Source organism: Streptomyces sp. NPDC003042, assembly GCF_053591315.1.
The window spans coordinates 12350-32349 of sequence record NZ_JBSFTP010000054.1 but is presented as its reverse complement, the minus strand read 5'-3'; the positions used below and the strand labels follow the sequence as shown (position 1 = coordinate 32349).

13 protein-coding genes are annotated in these 20000 nt (G+C 71.9%); 10 read left to right on the top strand and 3 right to left on the bottom strand.

Annotated features, from left to right (window positions below):
* The first annotated feature begins 85 nt into the window (after window positions 1-85).
* Together ACWDYJ_RS24380 and ACWDYJ_RS24375 are read left to right on the top strand one after the other, a co-directional pair.
* On the top strand, window positions 86-1681 hold the full coding sequence (locus ACWDYJ_RS24380) for a CYTH and CHAD domain-containing protein (RefSeq protein ID WP_451567714.1): 1596 nt from the start codon (window positions 86-88) through the stop codon (window positions 1679-1681).
* A 100-nt stretch (window positions 1682-1781) separates the two neighbouring features.
* Window positions 1782-3704, top strand: coding sequence for a TIGR03960 family B12-binding radical SAM protein (locus tag ACWDYJ_RS24375; RefSeq protein WP_451567713.1), 1923 nt, complete (start codon window positions 1782-1784; stop codon window positions 3702-3704).
* Window positions 3705-3778: 74 nt separating this feature from the next.
* On the opposite strand, the gene ACWDYJ_RS24370 is transcribed toward ACWDYJ_RS24375, so the two are convergent.
* Window positions 3779-4219 (bottom strand): hypothetical protein, encoded by a 441-nt coding sequence (locus tag ACWDYJ_RS24370; RefSeq protein ID WP_451567712.1) that lies wholly within the window; start codon window positions 4217-4219, stop codon window positions 3779-3781.
* Window positions 4220-4419: 200 nt separating this feature from the next.
* On the opposite strand from ACWDYJ_RS24370, the gene ACWDYJ_RS24365 reads away from it, so the two are divergent.
* The 8 genes from ACWDYJ_RS24365 (at window position 4420) to galE (ending at window position 15718) form a co-directional block, all read left to right on the top strand.
* A complete protein-coding gene (locus ACWDYJ_RS24365; protein ID WP_451567711.1) occupies window positions 4420-5400 on the top strand; it encodes a hypothetical protein in 981 nt (326 codons plus the stop codon).
* 126 nt (window positions 5401-5526) lie between these two features.
* On the top strand, window positions 5527-6309 hold the full coding sequence (locus ACWDYJ_RS24360; RefSeq protein ID WP_451567710.1) for a TIGR03936 family radical SAM-associated protein: 783 nt from the start codon (window positions 5527-5529) through the stop codon (window positions 6307-6309).
* A gap of 234 nt (window positions 6310-6543) precedes the next feature.
* Complete coding sequence (locus tag ACWDYJ_RS24355; protein WP_451567709.1) at window positions 6544-10560, top strand: Rne/Rng family ribonuclease; 4017 nt, start codon at window positions 6544-6546, stop codon at window positions 10558-10560.
* Between the two features lie 285 nt (window positions 10561-10845).
* Window positions 10846-11166 (top strand): 50S ribosomal protein L21, encoded by a 321-nt coding sequence (gene rplU / locus ACWDYJ_RS24350; protein ID WP_451567708.1) that lies wholly within the window; start codon window positions 10846-10848, stop codon window positions 11164-11166.
* Window positions 11167-11179: 13 nt separating this feature from the next.
* On the top strand, window positions 11180-11434 hold the full coding sequence (gene rpmA, locus ACWDYJ_RS24345; RefSeq protein WP_048480572.1) for a 50S ribosomal protein L27: 255 nt from the start codon (window positions 11180-11182) through the stop codon (window positions 11432-11434).
* A gap of 167 nt (window positions 11435-11601) precedes the next feature.
* Window positions 11602-13044: a GTPase ObgE gene (obgE, locus tag ACWDYJ_RS24340; RefSeq protein WP_451567707.1), complete on the top strand. Its 1443-nt coding sequence runs from the start codon at window positions 11602-11604 to the stop codon at window positions 13042-13044.
* Window positions 13045-13091: 47 nt separating this feature from the next.
* Window positions 13092-14720, top strand: a complete 1629-nt coding sequence (locus ACWDYJ_RS24335; RefSeq protein ID WP_451567706.1) for a glycosyltransferase family 2 protein — start codon at window positions 13092-13094, stop codon at window positions 14718-14720.
* 17 nt (window positions 14721-14737) lie between these two features.
* Complete coding sequence (gene galE, locus ACWDYJ_RS24330) at window positions 14738-15718, top strand: UDP-glucose 4-epimerase GalE (RefSeq protein WP_451567705.1); 981 nt, start codon at window positions 14738-14740, stop codon at window positions 15716-15718.
* 80 nt (window positions 15719-15798) lie between these two features.
* Here the strand turns inward: galE and ACWDYJ_RS24325 are convergent, their stop codons facing one another.
* Together ACWDYJ_RS24325 and ACWDYJ_RS24320 are read right to left on the bottom strand one after the other, a co-directional pair.
* Window positions 15799-16971 (bottom strand): glycosyltransferase, encoded by a 1173-nt coding sequence (locus ACWDYJ_RS24325; RefSeq protein ID WP_451567704.1) that lies wholly within the window; start codon window positions 16969-16971, stop codon window positions 15799-15801.
* A complete protein-coding gene (locus ACWDYJ_RS24320; RefSeq protein ID WP_451567703.1) occupies window positions 16968-19838 on the bottom strand; it encodes a bifunctional glycosyltransferase/CDP-glycerol:glycerophosphate glycerophosphotransferase in 2871 nt (956 codons plus the stop codon). The genes ACWDYJ_RS24325 and ACWDYJ_RS24320 overlap by 4 nt, the downstream gene beginning before the upstream one ends.
* Between the last annotated feature and the right edge of the window lie 162 nt (window positions 19839-20000).

Here is a 20000-nt window from a genome sequence, read left to right as displayed (position 1 = left end):
CTCCGAGACGGGGTGAGCGGGCGGGAGCGGCGCTCCCGCCCGCGCTCCCACCGCGATCCGGCCCGATCGGGACTAGATTCGATCCATGGCGGAGACGAAGCGCGAGATCGAGCGGAAATTCGAGTTCACGCGGACCGACGCGAAGCCGTCGGCGCGGTCGAAGAAGGCTGCCAGGTCAAGGGCCGCGGCGTCCGGAAAGGCCGCGGCGTCCCGAAAGGCCGTGCGCAAACGGCTGCCGGACCTGACCGGTACGGCCGCCATCGCCGCCGTACGCGACAAGGGCGCCACCCACCTCGACGCCGTCTACTACGACACCCCCGACCAGCGGCTCGCCGCCGACGGCCTCACCCTGCGGCGCAGGACCGGCGGCGCCGACGCCGGCTGGCACCTGAAACTGCCCGTCTCCCCGGGCGTCCGCGACGAGATCCACGCCCCCCTCGCCGACACCGTCCCCCGCGCCCTCACCGCGCTCCTCCGCTCGCGCGTACGCGGCGCCCCGCTGGAGCCGCAGGTCCGGCTCCGCTCCGAGCGCCACGTCAGCCACCTGCTGGACGGCGACGGAACCCTCCTCGCGGAACTCGCCACCGACGCCGTGCGCGCCGAGCGCGGCGAGGCCGTCACCGCCTGGACCGAGGTCGAGGTGGAACTCGCAGACGGGACCGACCCCGCGCTGCTCGACGCCGTCGAGAAGAGGTTCCGCAAGGCCGGACTCCGGGTCAGCGACGCCCCGTCCAAAGTCGCCAGGGCCCTCTCCGAGACCGGGCTCCCGCCGCCGGCCAGGCCGCAGGAGTCCCCAGAGGGCACGGCGGGCGCGTACGTCCTGTCGTACCTGCGCGAACAGCGCGACGCCCTGATCGCCAAGGACCCCGCCGTACGCCGCGACCTGCCCGACTCCGTCCACCAGATGCGGGTCGCCACCCGAAGGCTGCGCAGCGCCCTGGCCACGTACCGCAGGGTGCTGGACCGGGCCGCCACCGATCCGCTCCGCGACGAACTGCGCTGGCTCGCCACCGAACTCGGCGCCGACCGCGACCGCGAAGTGCTGCGGGAGCGGCTGCGCGGCCGGCTCGGCGAACTCCCGCCCAGCCTCCTCCTGGGCCCGGTCCGCGACCGGCTGCGCATCTGGAACGCCACGCGCCGCACCGGCACCCGGCGCCAGGTCCTCGCCGTCCTCGACAAACAGCGGTACCTGACCCTGCTGGACTCGCTCGACGCCCTGCTGGCCGAGCCACCGCTCCTCAAAGCCGCCGCGCGCCCCGCCGAACGCGTCCTGCCGAAGGAGGTGCTGGACGACTGGGACCGCCTGGCCCGCCGGGTCGCCGCGGCGCTGGCCCTGGAGCCGGGGCCGGAGCGGGACCAGGCCCTGCACGCCGCCCGCAGGGCGGCGAAACGCGCCCGCTACGCGGCCGAGGCGGCGACCGCGGCCCTCGGCAAACCCGCGCGGCGCCCGGCCAAGGCCGCGAAGAAGGTGCAGCGCCTGCTCGGCGACCACCGCGACGGCGTCCTCGCCCGGCTGACCCTGCGCGACATCGCCGTCCAGGCGGCGGCCGCGGGGGAGTCGGCCTTCACCTGGGGGATCCTGTACGGCCGCGAGGAAGCCCTCGCCGACCGGCACGAACGGGAGTTCCCGGAGGTCTGGGCCAAGGCTTCGAAGCCGCGCCTGCGGGCCGGGCTGAAGTGATGTCCGGCAGCGATCCCCGGAATGATCACGTGGCGGCGGCGGCCGTGCCCCGGGGTACGCTTGAGAGTCGCCCCCTGCCCACTTCACGAAAGTCGCGTGAATGTCCGAGTCGGTCTTCCCACAGCTCGAAGCTCTGCTCCCGCATGTGCAGAAGCCCATCCAGTACGTCGGTGGTGAGCTGAACTCCACCGTCAAGGACTGGGACAGCACCGACGTCCGCTGGGCGCTGATGTACCCGGACGCGTACGAGGTGGGGCTGCCCAACCAGGGCGTCATGATCCTCTACGAAGTGCTGAACGAGCGCGAGGGCGTGCTCGCGGAGCGCACGTACTCGGTGTGGCCGGACCTCGAAGCGCTGATGCGCGAGCACAAGGTCCCGCAGTTCACCGTGGACTCGCACCGGCCGGTCAGCGCCTTCGACGTCTTCGGGCTCTCCTTCTCCACCGAGCTCGGCTACACCAACATGCTGACGGCGCTGGACCTCGCGGGCATCCCGCTGGAGGCCCGCAACCGTACGGTCGACCACCCCATCGTCCTCGCCGGCGGCCACGCGGCCTTCAACCCCGAGCCGATCGCGGAATTCATCGACTGCGCGATCATCGGCGACGGCGAGCAGGCCGTCCTCGACATGACCGAGATCATCCGCGCGTGGAAGGCGGAGGGCCGCCCGGGCGGGCGCGAGGAAGTCCTTCTGCGCCTCGCCAAGACCGGCAACGTCTACGTGCCCGGCTTCTACGACGTCGAGTACCTGCCGGACGGCCGCATCGGCCGCGTCGTCCCGAACCGCTCCGGCGTGCCGTGGCGCGTGTCCAAGCACACCGTCATGGACCTCGACGAGTGGCCCTACCCCAAGCAGCCGCTGGTCCCGCTCGCCGAGACCGTCCACGAGCGGATGTCCGTCGAGATCTTCCGCGGCTGCACCCGCGGCTGCCGTTTCTGCCAGGCCGGCATGATCACGCGACCCGTGCGGGAGCGAAGCATCACCGGCATCGGCGAGATGGTGGAGCGCGGGCTGAAGGCCACGGGCTTCGAGGAGGTCGGCCTCCTCTCGCTCTCCTCGGCGGACCACACCGAGATCGCCGACATCGCCAAGGGCCTCGCGGACCGCTACTCGGACGACAAGGTGGGCCTGTCCCTGCCGTCGACCCGGGTGGACGCCTTCAACGTCGACCTGGCCAACGAGCTGACCCGCAACGGCCGTCGGTCCGGCCTCACCTTCGCCCCCGAGGGCGGCTCCGAGCGCATGCGCAAGGTCATCAACAAGATGGTCTCGGAAGAGGACCTGATCCGCACCGTCGCCACCGCCTACGGCAACGGCTGGCGCCAGGTGAAGCTGTACTTCATGTGCGGCCTGCCGACCGAGACCGACGAGGACGTCCTCCAGATCGGCGACATGGCGGTCAACGTCATCGCCAAGGGCCGCGAGGTCTCCGGCCAGAACGACATCCGCTGCACGGTGTCGATCGGCGGCTTCGTGCCGAAGCCCCACACCCCGTTCCAGTGGGCGCCGCAGCTGTCGGCCGAGGAGACGGACGCCCGCCTGGGCAAGCTCCGCGACAAGATCCGCGGCGACAAGAAGTACGGCCGCTCCATCGGTTTCCGCTACCACGACGGCAAGCCGGGCATCGTCGAGGGCCTGCTCTCGCGCGGCGACCGCCGCATCGGCGACGTCATCCGCGCCGTCTACGAGTCGGGCGGCCGCTTCGACGGCTGGCGCGAGCACTTCTCGTACGACCGCTGGATGCAGGCGGCGGAGAAGACGCTGCCCGCCTACGGCGTGGACGTCGCCTGGTACACGACGCGCGAGCGCACGTACGAGGAAGTCCTGCCCTGGGACCACCTGGACTCGGGCCTGGACAAGGACTGGCTGTGGGAGGACTGGCAGGACGCCCTCGACGAAACCGAGGTCGAGGACTGCCGCTGGACACCGTGCTTCGACTGCGGCGTGTGTCCTCAGCTCGACACCCAGATCCAGATCGGCCCGACCGGCCAGAAGCTGCTCCCGCTGTCGGTCGTGAAGTGACGCCGGGCTGAGCCCGCACCGGTTGTGCCCCCCACCGTCCACGGTGGGGGGCACAGTCATGAGGACGGCCGTCCTCAGGTCTGACGGATGCTGTTTGCGTCCGGGGCGCCCGGAGGCGCATGGCCCGGCAGCGTCGTGGACTCGTCGGTGCCGGGGGGACCACACGGGGCGGTGACGCACTGCCACGGGGAGCCGGGCCCCGGGGCCACCACGTCCGGCGACCCGCCCTTGCCGGGACGCTTGTCGCCCCACTTCCAGTCGCCCCACTTGCCGGGACGGTCCTTGTTCGACCCATCCTCGTCGGGGATGACGATGACGCGGTTGCCGGGGCCGTCGGGGAACAGCAGAAGGGTGGACTTGGTGCCGGAGTCGCCGCCCTCGCCGTCCGCCACGACCGTGTGCGGCGTCCCGGGGGTGGCGGCGAAGGCGGTCGTGGGCACCAGCACGCCGCCCGCGGCGATGGCGGTCGAGGCGGCGAACAGAGCGAGACGTCGGGTCCGGAAGGGGTGGGTCATGGCGGTTCTCCTCTGGTGAGTGAGATGGGCGGAAAGGGGTGTTTCCAGTAAGCCCCGGCCCGCGCGTCGGGTCACGCCCCGCAATCACGTGGCTTGACGGACCGAAGGGCCCCGGGTAGCGAACGGTTGCCGCCCCCGGCGTGACCGAATCGTCAGCGGCGTCCTGCAACGGGCGGGGCCGTCCGGGTGTCCTTCAGGGCATGAAGAACGAGAAGCCGCAGCCCGCCCACGGCGACGGGTGTCTGGTGGGGGTCGTCCGGATCCCCGTGAAGATCGTGGCGGTGCTCGTCGTACTGCCCGTACGAGTGGTCTGGGACCTGCTCGTCGCAGGCGCGCGGGCCGCGCACCGGCACGTGCTGGGGCCGCTGTACGCGCACGTCGTCGGACCGGTGCTCCGTGCCCTCGGGTGGGTGGCGGTGACGCTGTTCAAGCTGGTCTTCGTGTGGCCTTGGGTCGGGCTGTGGCGGTACGTGCTGGCGCCGGTCGGGCGGGGGATCGGGTGGCTGGCCTCGGGCCTGTACACGTACGTCCTCGCCCCGGTCGGCCGGGCGCTGTACCGGTACCTGCTGGACCCCCTGGCACGCGGCGCCATGTTCGTACTGCGCCCCCTCGGGTGGGCGCTGGCCATGACCCTCTTCGTCTGGCCGTGGGTGGGCCTGTGGCGGTACGTACTGCGGCCCGTCGGCCTGGGACTCGCCTGGCTCGCCGCTGTGACCTGGCGTTATGTGCTCGTGCCCGTCGGGCACGGTCTCGCGTGGGTCGCCGCCGCCGTCTACCGGTACCTGCTGCGGCCCGTCGGGCAGGGCGTCGCCTGGCTGGCCGTCGGGCTGTACCGGTACGTGCTCACCCCCGTCGGACAGGCCATCGCCTGGGCCTGGCACGTGGCCGCGCGGATCACCGGCGCCCTGTGGCGGGGGTTCAAGTGGGCCGCCCGGGTCCTCGTCGGTTGGCCCCTCGCCCAGGTGTACCGGTATGTGCTCGCGCCGGCCGGGCGATTCACGCGGGAGGTGTGGCGGACGGTCCGCGGCGCGGTGCGGGAGGCGGGGGCCGAGGTGCGGCGGATGCTGTTCGGCGGGCCCGCCGGGGAACCGGCGAGGTCACGGGCGCGTACTCTGGGTAGTAAGACACCCGCAGGCAACACGCCCGCCCCCGAGATCTCCCTGCACCAACGGCAGGGGTGAGCCGGCCGGCAGGGCGTGGCCCGCAGGCCCACGGACCTCAGGGCGACGCGCGAGCCGCGGAGCCCCGCACAAGGAGAAGAACCACTGGGCAAGCGACAGCCCGAAGGCCCGCCTCCCGCACCGGTGGTGCAGCGCATCAGACTGCGTTACACCAAGCGCGGCCGCCTCCGGTTCACCAGCCACCGAGACTTCCAGCGCGCGTTCGAGCGGGCCCTGCGCCGCGCCGAGGTGCCCATGGCGTACTCGGCCGGCTTCACCCCCCACCCCCGGGTCTCGTACGCGAACGCCGCGCCCACCGGCACCGGCAGTGAGGCCGAGTACCTGGAGATCGCCCTCGCGGAGCCCCGCGACCCGGACAAGCTGCGCGAGCTGCTCGACGAGTCGATGCCCACCGGGCTCGACATCATCGACGCCGTCGAGGCCCACACCTCGGGCCTCGCGGACCGGCTGACCGCCTCCGTCTGGGAGCTGCGCCTGGAGGGCGTGGAGCTCGCCGACGCCGAACGGGCCGTGTCGGCCTTCCTCGCCGCCGAGGCGGTGGAAGTCCAGCGCCGCACCAAGAACGGCATGCGCACCTTCGACACCCGCGCGGCCGTGGTCAGCCTCGAAGCGCAGGCCGCTCCCGCGGCCGATAGGCCTCTGGACAATGCCTGTGCGATACTGCGGCTGGTTGTTCGGCATCTGACACCTGCCGTGCGACCCGACGACGTCCTGTCCGGTCTCCGAGCTGTGGCCGACCTGGCGCCGCCGGTCCCCGCAGCGGTGACCAGGCTGGCGCAGGGGCTCTTCGACGAGGAGTCCGGCACGGTGACCGACCCGCTCGCGCCCGACCGCGAGGCTGACACGGCCGCCACACCCACGGCCGCCGTAGCCGCCGACGCGAAGGCGCCGGAAGGTCCCGCCGCGTAGGGATCGTCGTTGTCGCGCCGCCCTGGTACTCGGGAGCCACCTGGGTCGGGCAGCGCACAGACCTGAAGACTTCCGCCAGGCCGTACGGACAACACGTACGGAACCGGCGGCCATGGACTACAGCTCCCGTGTGGCGAACGCGCCCCGGAGGCCGGCTCCGCGCTCATTACGCGAAGCCGTGCCGGACCGGATGTCAGCCGCGGCGCCCGGGAGCGTGACGGGAGAACACCCCGCATGCTCGACAACACCGAAAACCAGAACCCCACCGCCGCCGGCGACGGCCCCAGCGACAACCTGCCTCCGCGCAGGCGTCGCCGCGCCGCTTCCCGGCCCGCCGGCCCGCCCGGCGGCGCCGCAGTCGCCCCGGAGACGACCGTCGCCGAGGCCCCGCCCGTGGTCGAGGAGCCCGTGGCCACTCCGGCCCCGCGTGCCCGTCGTCGTGCCACCCGGGCGGTGACCGCTCCGGTCGCCGCCGAGGCCGCCGAGGCCGTCGTGGAGACCCCGCCACCGGCGGAAGAGGCTCCGGCCGCTGCCGCTCCGCGTGCTCGCCGTCGTGCCACCCGCGCCGTGGCCGCCGCTGAGGCGCCTGCCGCCGAGGCCGTCGTCGAGACTCCCGTGCCCGTGGTCGAGGAGGAGGCTCCCGCCGCTCCCGCTCCGCGTGCACGTCGCCGTGCCACCCGCGCTGTCGCGGCTCCTGAGGCGCCTGCCGCCGAGGCCGTCGTGGAGACTCCCGTGCCCGTGGTCGAGGAGGAGGCTCCCGCCGCTGCCGCTCCGCGTGCCCGTCGCCGTGCCACCCGCGCCGTGACCGCCCCGGTTGCCGCCGAGGCCGCCCCGGCCGCCGAGGCTGTCGTGGAGACCCCCGCCCCGGTCGTCGAGGAGGAGGCTCCCCCGGCTGCCGCTGCCGCTGCCGCTCCGCGTGCCCGTCGCCGCGCCACCCGCGCCGTGACCGCTCCGGACGCCGCCCCGGCCGCCGCCCCCGTGGCGGAGGAGGCCCCGGCCCCCGCCCCGAGCAAGTCCGTCACCGTCGCCGACGCCGTGGACTCTCCGAAGCGCGGTGGCCGCCGCCGCGTCACCCGGTCCACCGCCCCGGCCGCCCCCGCGCAGCCCGCCGCCCCCGCCGCTGCCGCCGAGCCCGAGGCGCCCGCCGCCCCGGGTCGTGGCCGCCGAGCCGGGCGTCCCGCCGTGGCCGTCTTCCAGGCCCCGGTCTTCGCCGAGCCGATGTTCCAGACCCCGGAGACCGCCGCCATGGCCGCCGCGGCCGCCCGCGCCGCCGCCCCGGCCGAAGAGGTCGAGGAGGAGGAGCCGGAGGCCCTGGCCGAGGCCGTCCAGGCCCCCGCCCCGGCCGCGCAGCCGGCCGGCCGTCGCCGTCGCCGTGGCCGCGGCGCCGCCGAGCCCGCGCCCGCGCCGGTCGCCGAGCCCGCGCCGGTGTCCCTCCCCGAGGTGCTGGCCGAGGAGGAGCCGGAGGCCGAGTTCGAGGAAGAGACCGCCGAGTTCGAAGAGGGCGACGAGTCGGGCGAGCGCCCGTCGCGCCGTCGCCGTCGCGGTGGCCGTCGCCGCCGCCGTGGTGAGGCCACCGACCTCGACGAGTCCGCCGAGGAGGCCGAAGAGGCCGAGGCCGCGGAGCAGGAGGCCGACGAGGAAGAGGAGGACGAGACCGAAGAGGCCCTCGGTTCCAGCTCCAGCCGTCGCCGTCGCCGCCGTCGCCGTCGCAGCGGTGACAACGGCACCGACGCCGAAGCAGCGGGCGACGAGGACGGCGTACGCACCGTCGTCAAGGTCCGCGAGCCGCGCACGGCCCGTGAGCGCATCGACTCCATCTCCTCCGACGAGGTCCAGTCCATCAAGGGCTCGACCCGCCTGGAGGCGAAGAAGCAGCGCCGCCGCGAGGGCCGCGAGCAGGGCCGCCGCCGCGTCCCGATCATCACGGAGGCCGAGTTCCTGGCCCGCCGTGAGGCCGTCGAGCGCGTGATGGTCGTCCGCCAGGCCGGCGAGCGCACCCAGATCGGCGTCCTCGAGGACAACGTGCTCGTCGAGCACTACGTCAACAAGGAAGAGGCCACCTCGTACGTCGGCAACGTCTACCTGGGCAAGGTCCAGAACGTGCTGCCGTCGATGGAGGCCGCCTTCATCGACATCGGCAAGGGCCGCAACGCGGTGCTGTACGCCGGTGAGGTCAACTTCGAGGCGCTCGGCATGGCCAACGGGCCGCGCCGCATCGAGTCCGCCCTCAAGTCCGGCCAGTCGGTCCTGGTGCAGGTCACCAAGGACCCGATCGGACACAAGGGCGCCCGTCTGACGAGTCAGGTCTCGCTGCCCGGCCGCTACCTGGTCTACGTGCCCGAGGGCTCGATGACCGGCATCAGCCGCAAGCTGCCCGACACCGAGCGCGCCCGCCTGAAGACGATCCTCAAGAAGATCGTCCCCGAGGACGCGGGCGTCATCGTGCGCACCGCCGCCGAGGGCGCGAGCGAGGACGAGCTGCGCCGCGACGTCGAGCGTCTGCAGGGCCAGTGGGAGGACATCCAGAAGAAGTCGAAGCAGCTGTCGACCTCTTCGCCGAGCCTGCTCTACGGCGAGCCGGACATGACCGTCCGCGTCGTGCGCGACATCTTCAACGAGGACTTCTCGAAGGTCATCGTCAGTGGTGACAGCGCCTGGGAGACCATCCACGGCTACGTGAACCACGTGGCTCCGGACCTGGCCGGCCGGCTGTCGCGCTGGACCTCCGAGGTCGACGTCTTCGCGACGTACCGGATCGACGAGCAGCTCGCCAAGGCGCTCGACCGCAAGGTGTGGCTGCCCTCGGGCGGCTCCCTCGTGATCGACAAGACCGAGGCGATGATCGTCATCGACGTCAACACCGGCAAGTTCACCGGTCAGGGCGGCAACCTCGAGGAGACCGTCACCAGGAACAACCTGGAGGCGGCCGAGGAGATCGTGCGCCAGCTGCGGCTGCGCGACCTGGGCGGCATCGTCGTCATCGACTTCATCGACATGGTCCTGGAGTCCAACCGCGACCTGGTCCTGCGGCGCATGCTGGAGTGCCTGGGCCGCGACCGCACCAAGCACCAGGTGGCCGAGGTCACCTCGCTGGGCCTGGTGCAGATGACCCGCAAGCGGGTGGGCCAGGGTCTGCTGGAGTCCTTCTCCGAGACCTGCGTCCACTGCAACGGCCGCGGTGTCATCGTGCACATGGAGACCCCGACCGTGGTCGGCGGTGGCGGCAACGGCAAGCGCTCCAAGCGCCGCGGTGGCCGCGCCCTCGAACACGAGCACGATGTCGAGGCGATGGAGGCCATCGAGACGGTCGACTCCGACGTCTTCGAGGCCGAGACCGAAGCCGAGGTGGCTGCCGAGGCCGCCGCGCCGCGGGCCCTGCCGGAGCCGGAGTTCGTTCCGGACGAGGACCTGTACAGCAGCCCGGCCGAGGCCGAGGCCGCGGCCGGCATCAGCGGCCGTCGCAACCGCCGCCGCGCCACCCGTAAGGCGACCGCTCCGGCGGGCGCCCCGCGCGGTGCGGTACGCCCGGTCACCCCGGCGCCGGCCCCGCAGGTCGAGGTCGAGGCCGAGCCGGTGCTGGAGCCGGCCGACACGGTGCTGGAGCCGTCCGCCGAGGTCGTCGCCGAGGCCGTGGACGCCGCCGAGACGGTCGAGGCGGCTCCGGTCGCCCCGGTGGAGGAGGCCGCGCCGAAGGGCCGTACGCGTCGCCGTGCGACCCGTAAGGCGACCGCTCCGGCGGGCGCCCCGGCCACCGAGGTCACCCCGGAGCCGGTCGTCGTGCCGGAGCCGGAGGCGGCCGTCGTGGAGCCCGAGCCCGAGCCGGTCGTCGCCGAGACCCCGGCCGAGCCCGTCGCGGAGGCCGCCCCGGCCCGCCCGCGTCGCCGTGCCACCCGCAAGGCCACCGCACCCGCCGGACCGGCAGGCGCGGCGGAGGCGGCCGTCGTGGTCGTCGAGACCCCGGCGGCGGAGGCCGAGCCGGCCCCGGCCGAGGTCGAGTCCGAGGCCGAGGAAGAGCCCGAGGCCGAGGTCCCGGCCAAGAAGGCGGTCCGCAAGACGGCCGCCAAGAAGGCTCCGGCCAAGAAGGCGACCACCACGGCGAAGAAGGCCCCGGCCAAGAAGGCGGCGGCCGCCAAGACGACCGTCGCGAAGAAGGCGACGGCCAAGAAGACCGTGGCGAAGCGGGCGACGAAGAAGACCGCGGCGGCGGAGCAGCAGACGCTCCCGTCCGTCTCGGCTCCGACCGAAGCCTGATCCACGCACTGAAGAAGAAACAGCACGGCTGTGGGACCCCGCCGCACGGCGGGCCCCACAGCCCTGCGGGACCCGGTTTGACCCCCTGGTACCGGGCCCGTAACCTAGACCGTCGGCATGTCTTAGGCGAATACGTCTAACGCGCGCCGCGCTCCTGAGCACCTTCCTCCCGCTGAGCACCACGTGCGGGAGAGGCCGCTCGTCCAATCCCGGATCACCGTGGGCCCCGGCCCGCGTGAGTGGCTGGCTTCAGGAGCATCCGTCCCGAGTGAGAGAGAGATCCGCGTGTACGCCATCGTGCGCAGCGGTGGTCGCCAGCACAAGGTTGCTGTTGGTGACATCGTTGAGGTTGACAAGATTCCCACTGCCAAGGTTGGCGACACGGTCGAGCTCTCGACCCTGCTCGTTGTCGACGGCGACGCCGTGACCAGCGACCCGTGGGTTCTGGCCGGGATCAAGGTCGAGGCCGAGATCGTGGACCACCACAAGGGCGCCAAGATCGACATCCTGCGCTACAAGAACAAGACCGGCTACCGCCGTCGCCAGGGTCACCGCCAGCAGTACACGGCGATCAAGGTCACCGGTATCCCCACGGCTGCGAAGTAAGAGGGACTGAGACATGGCACACAAGAAGGGCGCATCGTCCACCCGGAACGGGCGCGACTCCAATGCCCAGCGGCTCGGCGTGAAGCGCTTCGGCGGTCAGGTCGTTTCCGCTGGTGAGATCCTCGTCCGCCAGCGTGGCACCCACTTCCACCCGGGTTCGGGTGTGGGCCGTGGTGGCGACGACACGCTGTTCGCGCTGCAGGCGGGTGCCGTCGAGTTCGGCACGCACCGTGGCCGCAAGGTCGTCAACATCGTTCCGGCCGCCTGATCCAGCTTCTGCTGATCAAGCGTTCGTAGCTTTCCGAGGGCGGATCTCAACTCTTTCCGGTGCGAACCGGGAAGAGAGGTCCGCCCTCGGCGCGTTGTCACATAGACACGTTTAATGGGCGGCAAGGCCTGCCCGGGACATTCCCGCATGTATCTGGAGGAACAACCATGACCACCTTCGTGGACCGCGTCGAGCTGCATGTCGCCGCGGGTAACGGGGGCCACGGCTGCGCCTCCGTTCACCGGGAGAAGTTCAAGCCGCTCGGCGGCCCCGATGGCGGCAACGGCGGCCGTGGCGGTGACGTCATCCTCGTAGTGGAGCAGGCGATCACCACCCTGCTGGACTACCACCACAGCCCGCACCGCAAGGCCACCAACGGCCAGCCCGGCGCCGGCGACAACCGCTCCGGCAAGGACGGCCAGGATCTGATCCTGCCCGTGCCGGACGGCACCGTCGTGCTCGACAAGGAGGGCAACGTCCTCGCCGACCTCGTCGGCCAGGGCACCACCTACGTCGCCGCCGAGGGCGGCCGTGGCGGCCTCGGCAACGCCGCGCTGTCCTCCGCCCGCCGCAAGGCGCCCGGCTTCGCGCTCCTCGGTGTCCCCGGTACCACCGGCGACATCACCCTGGAGCTCAAGACCGTCGCCGACGTGGCGCTGGTGGGCTTCCCGAGCGCGGGCAAGTCCTCGCTGATCTCGGTGCTCTCCGCCGCCAAGCCCAAGATCGCGGACTACCCCTTCACCACCCTCGTCCCGAACCTGGGCGTCGTCACCGCCGGCTCGACCGTCTACACGATCGCCGACGTCCCGGGCCTGATCCCCGGCGCCAGCCAGGGCAAGGGCCTCGGCCTGGAGTTCCTGCGCCACGTCGAGCGCTGCTCGATCCTCGTGCACGTCCTGGACACCGCCACCCTGGAGTCCGACCGTGACCCGGTGGCCGACCTCGACGTCATCGAGGAGGAGCTGAAGATCTACGGCGGCGGCCTGGAGAAGCGTCCGCGCCTGGTCGTCCTGAACAAGGTCGACATCCCGGACGGCCAGGAGCTCGCCGACATGGTCCGCCCGGACCTGGAGGCGCGCGGCTACAAGGTCTTCGAGGTCTCCGCGGTCTCCCGTACGGGCCTCAAGGAGCTCTCCTACTTCCTCGCCGAGGTCATCGCCAAGGCGCGCGCCCGCAAGCCGAAGGAGGAGGCGACCCGTGTCGTCATCCGCCCGAAGGCCGTGGACGACTCCGGCTTCACCGTCACCTACGACGAGGTCGAGGACGTCTACAAGGTGCGCGGCGAGAAGCCGGAGCGCTGGGTCCGCCAGACCGACTTCAACAACGACGAGGCCGTCGGCTACCTCGCGGACCGGCTCAGCCGCCTCGGTGTCGAGGAAGCGCTGAAGAAGGCCGGCGCCCGCGCCGGTGACGGCGTCGCGATCGGCTCCGACGAGAACTCCGTCGTCTTCGACTGGGAGCCGACCATGATGGCCGGCGCCGAGATGCTGGGCCGCCGAGGCGAGGACCACCGCCTGGAGGCTCCGCGCCCGGCCACCACGCGCCGCAAGGAGAAGGACGCCACGCGCGACTCCGCCCAGCAGGAGTACGACGAGTTCCGCCCGTTCTGATCCACGGGTGAACGAGGCCTTTACACCGGTCGCCTAGGATCCTGCGGGTGAGCAGCAGCAATTCCAGCACGAACACACCCGCGGTCTCCGTCGTGGTGATCGCGTACAACGACGCCGGGCTCGTGGGCGAGGCCGTTTCCTCGGCCCTCGCCCAGGGCCCGGTGGTCGCCGAGGTCATCGCGGTGGACGACGCCTCCTCGGACGGGACGGCGCGGGTGCTGGACGAGCTGGCCGCGGCCCATCCCCGGCTGAAGGTCGTGCACCGCGCGGAGAACAGCGGCGGCTGCGGTACCCCGCGCAACGACGGGATCGCGGCCGCTCTCTCCCCCTACGTCCTCTTCCTGGACAGCGACGACATCCTGCCTCCGGGGGCGGCCGAGGCCCTGGTCCGGGCGGCCGAGGAGCACCGCGCGCCGGTCACCGTCGGCGCGTGCGTACGGCGGGAGCTGCCCGAGGGCCGCGACGTGCCGTGGATGCCGGGGCTCCACACCCCCGGCGAGGTGATCGAGCGGCCCGCCGACCGGCCCGAGCTGGTCCGCGACACCCTCTGCGTCAACAAGCTCTACGACCGCGCCTTCCTGGAGAAGCACGGCATCCGCTTCCCCGACGGCCGGTTCGTCTACGAGGACTTCGTCTTCACCGCCCGCGTCCTGGCCGCCGCCCCGCGCATCGCGGTGGTCGGGGACCTCGTCTACGTGTGGCACGTGCGCCGCCGCGCCGCCCGGGTGTCGATCTCCCTGGACCGCAAGGACGTCGGCAACTGGCGCTCCCGCGTCGAGGCCCACCGCACCGCCGCCCGGACGCTCGCCGCCGCCTCCCCCGAGCTGGGCCGCGCCTGCCAGGTGAAGTTCCTGGAGTACGACCTGCGCATGTACCTGCGCGAGATCGGCAAGGACCCCGAATACCAGAGCGCCTGGTGGACCCTGACCCGGGAGTACCTGGCGGGCTTCGGCGAGGCCGAGATCGAGGCCGCGAGCGCGCACGCCCGCTGGATCGCGCGCGTCCTGCCGGCCTCCGAGGCCCCGCCCACCGACATCGAGCGGCTGACCCGACTCGCCGCCGAACCGCCGCGGCTGCTGCCCCCGTACGCCACCGGTCCGGGCGGGACGGCGGTGTGGAGCGAGGAACTGCCCGTCGAGCTGGACGGGCTCGCCGGGATGCCGGTCGCCGAACTCCCCGTCACCGTCGACGCCGAACCCGCCGGGAGCGGCGCCGTCCGGATCCGGCTGCGCGAGCTCTACGGGCGCCTCGCGGCGGCCGCGCCGCGGAGCGTCCGGCTCAGCTTCCTGCCCCGGGCCGGCGGCGAGCCCGTCCTCGTACGGCCCGTGGAGCTGCGGCCCGCCGCCGACGGGGACGGCTGGAGCGCCGAGGTGCCCTTCCGGCTCGCCGCCCTGGCCGCCGAAGGACGCCGCCGGGGGCTGCGCGGGATGCAGGCCTGGGACGTCCGGGCGGAGGTGCGGTGCGCCGAGGGAAGCTCCCTCGTCACCTCCCTGCGCCCCCTCGGGGGACTGCTCCGACGCCGGGCACTGCCCAGCAGCCGGTACGGTGTTCTGCTGGCGCAGCCGTACCGCACGGCTGCCGGAGCGCTGGCGCTGCGGCTTGCGCCCGGCGCCGGAGGCGCGCTGACCTTCGTACGCAACCGCCTCGACCGCGCCCGCACGCGCAGGTCACGTTAGAGCTCGGGAGATTACACATGACTTTTCTGATCACCGGTGGCGCCGGATACATCGGCGCGCACGTCGTCCGCGCGATGCGGCTCGCCGGAGAGAAGGTCGTCGTCCTCGACGACCTCTCCACGGGCCGGGAGGACCGCGTACCGGAGGACGTCCCGCTGGTGATCGGCTCGGTCCTGGACCGCCTGGTGCTCGACGAGACGATCGCACAGCACCACATCACCGGCGTGGTGCACCTGGCGGGCAAGAAGCAGGTCGGCGAGTCCGTCGAGAAGCCGCTGTACTACTACCACGAGAACGTGCACGGTCTCACGGTCCTGCTCCAGGCCGTGGCCGCCGCGGGCATCCGCAATTTCCTCTTCTCCTCCTCCGCCTCCGTCTACGGGATGCCGGATGTGGACCTGGTCACCGAGGAGACCCCGTGCCGGCCGCTGAGCCCGTACGGCGAGACCAAGCTGACCGGCGAATGGCTGGTCCGCGACGCGGGGAAGGCGCACGGGATCTCCACCGCCTGCCTGCGCTACTTCAACGTGGCCGGAGCGGCCACCCCCGAGCTCGGGGACACCGGGGTCTTCAACCTCGTCCCGATGGTCTTCGAGCGCTACGACGCCGGTCAGGGCGCCCGGATCTTCGGCGACGACTACCCGACCCCGGACGGCACCTGCATCCGCGACTACATCCACGTCGAGGACCTCGCCGAGGCCCATGTGGTGGCCGCCCGCCGGCTGGCCGAGTGGGGTGCGTCGGGGGAGTACAAGGACCTCACCGTCAACATCGGGCGCGGCGAGGGCGTCTCCGTGCGGGAGATGGTCGAGCTGCTGAACGAGGGCACCGGGCACACGTACGCGCCGGTGGTCACCCCGCGCCGTGCCGGTGACCCGGCGAAGGTCGTGGCGTCGGCCGACCGGATCGCCGCGGAGCTGGGCTGGAAGGCGCGGCACGACGTCCGCGAGATGATCACCTCGGCCTGGGCGGGCTGGGTCGCCAACCGCAAGGCCTGAAACGCCTCCGCTTCGCCGCTACGAAACCGCCCGCCCCGGACCAGGTCCGGGGCGGGCGGCTTCGTGGGCTACGAGAGGTCTCAGCGTTCCAGGAAGGTGAAGAGCTCTTCCCACCGGTTGGTGATCTCGGCGCTGGAGTAGCGCCGCACGTGGTGGAAGCCCGTGTCACCGAGCCGGTCGCGCAGCTCGCCGTCCGACATCAGCGCGTCGAGGTGCCCGGCCAGCTCCATCGTGTTGCCGAGGCGGGCCAGCAGCCCGTCCTCCCCGTGCCGGACGATCTCCCGTACGCCCGGCGCGCAGTCGAAGGCGGCCACCGGAAGGCCCGCCGCCATCGCTTCCAGCAGGGTGATCGGGAAGCCCTCGGCCCGGGAGGCCTGAGCGAAGACCGACGCTTCGCGCAGCGCGCCCAGCACGTCGTCGGTGCTGCCCATCCACTCCACGGAGTCGTCCAGCCCGAGCGTGGTGCAGTGCGCCCGCAGGGTCGGCTCCTCCACGCCCGCGCCGTACACGCGCAGGGTCCACTCGGGGTGGCGCGGGGCGGAGTCCGCCCACGCGTCGAGCAGCAGGTCCACGCCCTTCTCGAAGGCGAGGCGGCCGACGCTGGCCACCACCTTCGCGGTGCGCGGGGCGGGGGAGTCGGGCATGAAGGGCAGCGGGTTCGGCATGGCGGCGACGTTCTCCATGCCGGACCGGATCCACAGGTCCGCGTCCTCGGAGGTCAGCACCAGCATCCGGTCGACCTCGGTGTAGAAGCGGCGGACCCGCTCGCCCCGGGTGGACTTCTGGCTGGCCTCGAAGGACTCGTGGCTCATGCCGATGACCGAGAGCCCCTTGGTGTCGGCGAGGGCCACCCACTCCATCGCCCAGACCTGGGTGACGATGACGACGCCGCCGGGTCGGGCCGCGCGGAACAGGGCGCTCAGCGTCTCGGCCTTGGCCCGCATCTGCGCCCGCCGGGCCGACTGGCGGCGCCGCTCGGGGGCGTTGAGGCGGCCCTTGATGCCGTGCAGTCGGCGGGCCTTGGGCGGGTGGGTGTCGTAGAGCGTCGTCATGTCGTAGGGGAGGTCGTCGGGCAGCTTCTGCCGGATCTCCTCGGCGACCGGCGCGATGCCGACGATGTGCACGCGATGCCCGCGGTCGGTGAACAGCCGGGCCATCTGGTGCGACCAGGTGGTCACACCGCCGAGCTCGTCCACGCTGTTCGAGACGAGGAAGATGTCGCGGCCGCCGGACGTGGCGGTCTCCTGGCTCACTTGCCGCTCCTGGTGAAGAACTTCTCGACGATCTGGCGGGCGGCGTCCCCGCGGTCGTACTCGCCGAACTCGGTGAGGAAACGCTGGCGGGCCTCGGCGTACTTGGCGTCGGCCTCGTCGAAGGCGGCGACGGCCTGCATCAGCTCGTCCGCCGTGGCCACCACCGGGCCCGGTGCCTTCTCCTTCAGGTCGAAGTACGTGCCGCGGATGTCGGTGGCGTACTTCTCGTAGTCGTACGCGAAGAACAGCATCGGCCGGTCCAGCACCGCGTAGTCGAACATCACGGACGAGTAGTCGGTGATCAGCCCGTCGGCGAGCGCCAGCAGCGGCGTGATGTCGTGGTGCCGGGACACGTCGATGACGCGGCCCGCGACCGACGGCGGCAGCGAGACGCTGTTGAGGTAGTGCGTGCGCACCAGCAGCGTGAAGCGGTCGCCGAGCCGGTCCGCGAACTCCTCGATGTCGAAGGGGAACTCGAAGCCCTCGACGGCGCCGTCCGCGTTGGCCCGGAAGGTCGGCGCGTACAGCAGCACCCTCTTGCGCGGGTCGATGCCCAGCTCGGCCGCGAGCGGGCCGCGGACCCGCTCACCGCTCTGCGCCTCGGCGCGCTGCTCCTCGACCAGGGCGTCGTTGCGCGGGTAGCCCGTGCGCAGCAGCACCTCGTCACGCAGCCGGAAGCCCTTGGCGAGGGTGCGTACGTCGTGCTCGGAGCGGACCAGGAAGTGGTCGAAGCGGTCGACGGCCTCCTGGAACCGGTCCTGCCCGGCCCGGCCCTGCGCCTTGGTGCGGGGCTCGTGGAAGCCCATCCGCTTGAGCGCGGAACCGTGCCAGGTCTGGATGTACGTGGTCCCCGCACGCTTGGCGAGCGCCAGCGGGAAGCCCTGGTTGTCGACCCAGTACTCGGCCTGGGCCAGCGCCCGCAGGTACGGCCAGCTCCAGCGCCGCACGAGCGTGGCCTCCTTGGGGAAGCCGGTGGGCTTGCCGCCCGCGTACGACCAGAACGCCTCGAAGGGCACGCCCTGGCGCACCATCTCCTCGTAGATGGCCTTGGGGCTGTCGCTGTACTGCTTGCCCATGTGGCTCTCGAAGACGACGGTGCCCTTCTTGACGGGCAGCTTCGAGAAGACCTCGTGGTAGACCTTCACCTTCTGTTCGCCCGAGCCGAGATCGCGGCGCGCCTTCAGCGCCCGGCGCAGGCTGCGCTTGAGCACGCCGGCGGCCTTGCCGTGCATCGCGCTGTTGATCAGCGACTGGGTGCGTACGGCGGCGGGGCCCTCGGCGGTCAGGACGTAGGAGAGGTTGCCCTTCTTGGTGACCTCCGGCTCGAAGCGGTCGGAGACCAGCCGGGTCAGCCGGGGGCGCACGTGCAGCCGGGCCGCCGACTCCAGGTCGACTCCGCCGACCGAGACGCGGGTGGTGATCCGTTCGGCGCCGGCCGTCAACTTCAGGCGTACGTCCCAGACGGCGTCGATGATGCCGAGGGGGCGGACGGTGCTCCCGATGTCGGCCGTCACGGTCCACTCGATCGTGTGAGCGGTGTGGCGCAGGGTTGCCACCGGGAAGCTGAAGGAACGCACTCCGATCTGGCGGCGGGCCCGGAATTCGAGCGAGGCCTTCAGGCTGGTGCCGTCCTCGATCCGGCCCAGGGGGTTCACGACGCTGCCGGACAGCGTGATGACGCCGCGCCCGTCGTCCTCGTACGAGGTCAGGCGGTTGCCCAGGGTCAGCGAATGCAGCGGTGTCGTGTGGAAGGCCTGGTCGGTCACATCCAGTATCCGGCGGCCCTCGGCGTCGTCGAGATGCTCGGCGCACCAGTAGACGCGCCCGTCGCGCTCGGCGAGCGGTGAGGACAGCCGGCCCTTGTTGGTCATCGCGTCGGCGGCCGGGAGGAGGTTGTCCCAGTCCTCCTTGCCCAGCAGGTAGGCGCAGATGGCCTGGAGGTAGGTGACGCATTCGTACGCGGCCGGGTCGATGCCGGCGAGGTAGCCGTTCGCGAGCCGGGCGAACTCCTGGCGGTAGGCGTCACTCACGAGCGGCAGGTCACGCAGGTGCAGGACCAGGTCGTGCTTGAGGAACTTGGCGTCCTTCGCCGACTTGATCTCGGTGTGGCCCTTGGCGGCCAGCAGTTCGTCGACGCGGCGGTGGATCTCCATCCGGTGGACGAAGTTGGAGATCTCGTGGCGCCGGTTGCTGATCGACTTCGCCGCGGCGTTCTCGATCACGTTCCAGAAGTAGACGTGGTTCGGGATCAGCGTGATGCGGCGGGCGGCGACGTAGGCCTGCGCGGAGAACAGCAGGTCCTCGTAGTGGATGCCCACCGGGAACTCCAGGCCCTGCTCCAGCAGGAACGCGCGCCGGTAGCACTTGTTCGTGGAGAGGGTGTCGTAGACCAGCAGGTCCGGGTACTCGGTGATCGACTCCAGCGTGCGGGTGTGCGCGTAGATCCACGGGTACCACTCGGTGGTCTTGCCCCACCGGTTGTCGAGGTGCACGCGTACGCACATGCCGGAGACCAGGTCGGAGCCGGTCCGCTCGGCGGCGGCCAGCATGTTGCGGCAGGCGTTGCGCTCCAGCACGTCGTCGCTGTCCAGGAACATGACGTAGGTACCGGTGGCCTGCTTGATGCCGTGGTTGCGCGGCGCACCACAGCCGCCGCTGTTCTCGGGCAATTGGAATGCGCGCACTCTCCCGGGGTGCGCCGCTTCGAGCTCCTTGGCGACCGAGAAGGACCCATCCTTGCTGCAGTCGTCCACGATCACGACTTCGACCCCGCGCAGGGTCTGGTCCAAAACCGACTGGACGGCTGTCGGCAGACGCTCTGCGTCGTTGTAGACGATGACGACCACGGAGACGTCAGGCACGTGCACCTCGAATTCCTTGTTCCATTCCGCCCCCGGACTCCGTCCGGGGGGACCCCCGCCCCGTCCAAGCTACCGTGTGCCGCACGCGACTCAGGCAGGCCGACCACCGGCGTGCATACTTCTAAGGAAGTGGTGAGCGGCGGGTCCGGTCGCCGACAATCACCCGTT

Coding starts and splice junctions, on each gene's coding strand:
- ACWDYJ_RS24380 (WP_451567714.1), top strand. CDS start 86: ATGGCGGAGACGAAGCGCGAGATCGAGCGGAAATTCGAGTTCACGCGG.
- obgE (WP_451567707.1), top strand. CDS start 11,602: ATGACCACCTTCGTGGACCGCGTCGAGCTGCATGTCGCCGCGGGTAAC.
- ACWDYJ_RS24370 (WP_451567712.1), bottom strand. CDS start 4,219: ATGACCCACCCCTTCCGGACCCGACGTCTCGCTCTGTTCGCCGCCTCG.
- ACWDYJ_RS24365 (WP_451567711.1), top strand. CDS start 4,420: ATGAAGAACGAGAAGCCGCAGCCCGCCCACGGCGACGGGTGTCTGGTG.
- ACWDYJ_RS24355 (WP_451567709.1), top strand. CDS start 6,544: ATGCTCGACAACACCGAAAACCAGAACCCCACCGCCGCCGGCGACGGC.
- ACWDYJ_RS24375 (WP_451567713.1), top strand. CDS start 1,782: ATGTCCGAGTCGGTCTTCCCACAGCTCGAAGCTCTGCTCCCGCATGTG.
- galE (WP_451567705.1), top strand. CDS start 14,738: ATGACTTTTCTGATCACCGGTGGCGCCGGATACATCGGCGCGCACGTC.
- rpmA (WP_048480572.1), top strand. CDS start 11,180: ATGGCACACAAGAAGGGCGCATCGTCCACCCGGAACGGGCGCGACTCC.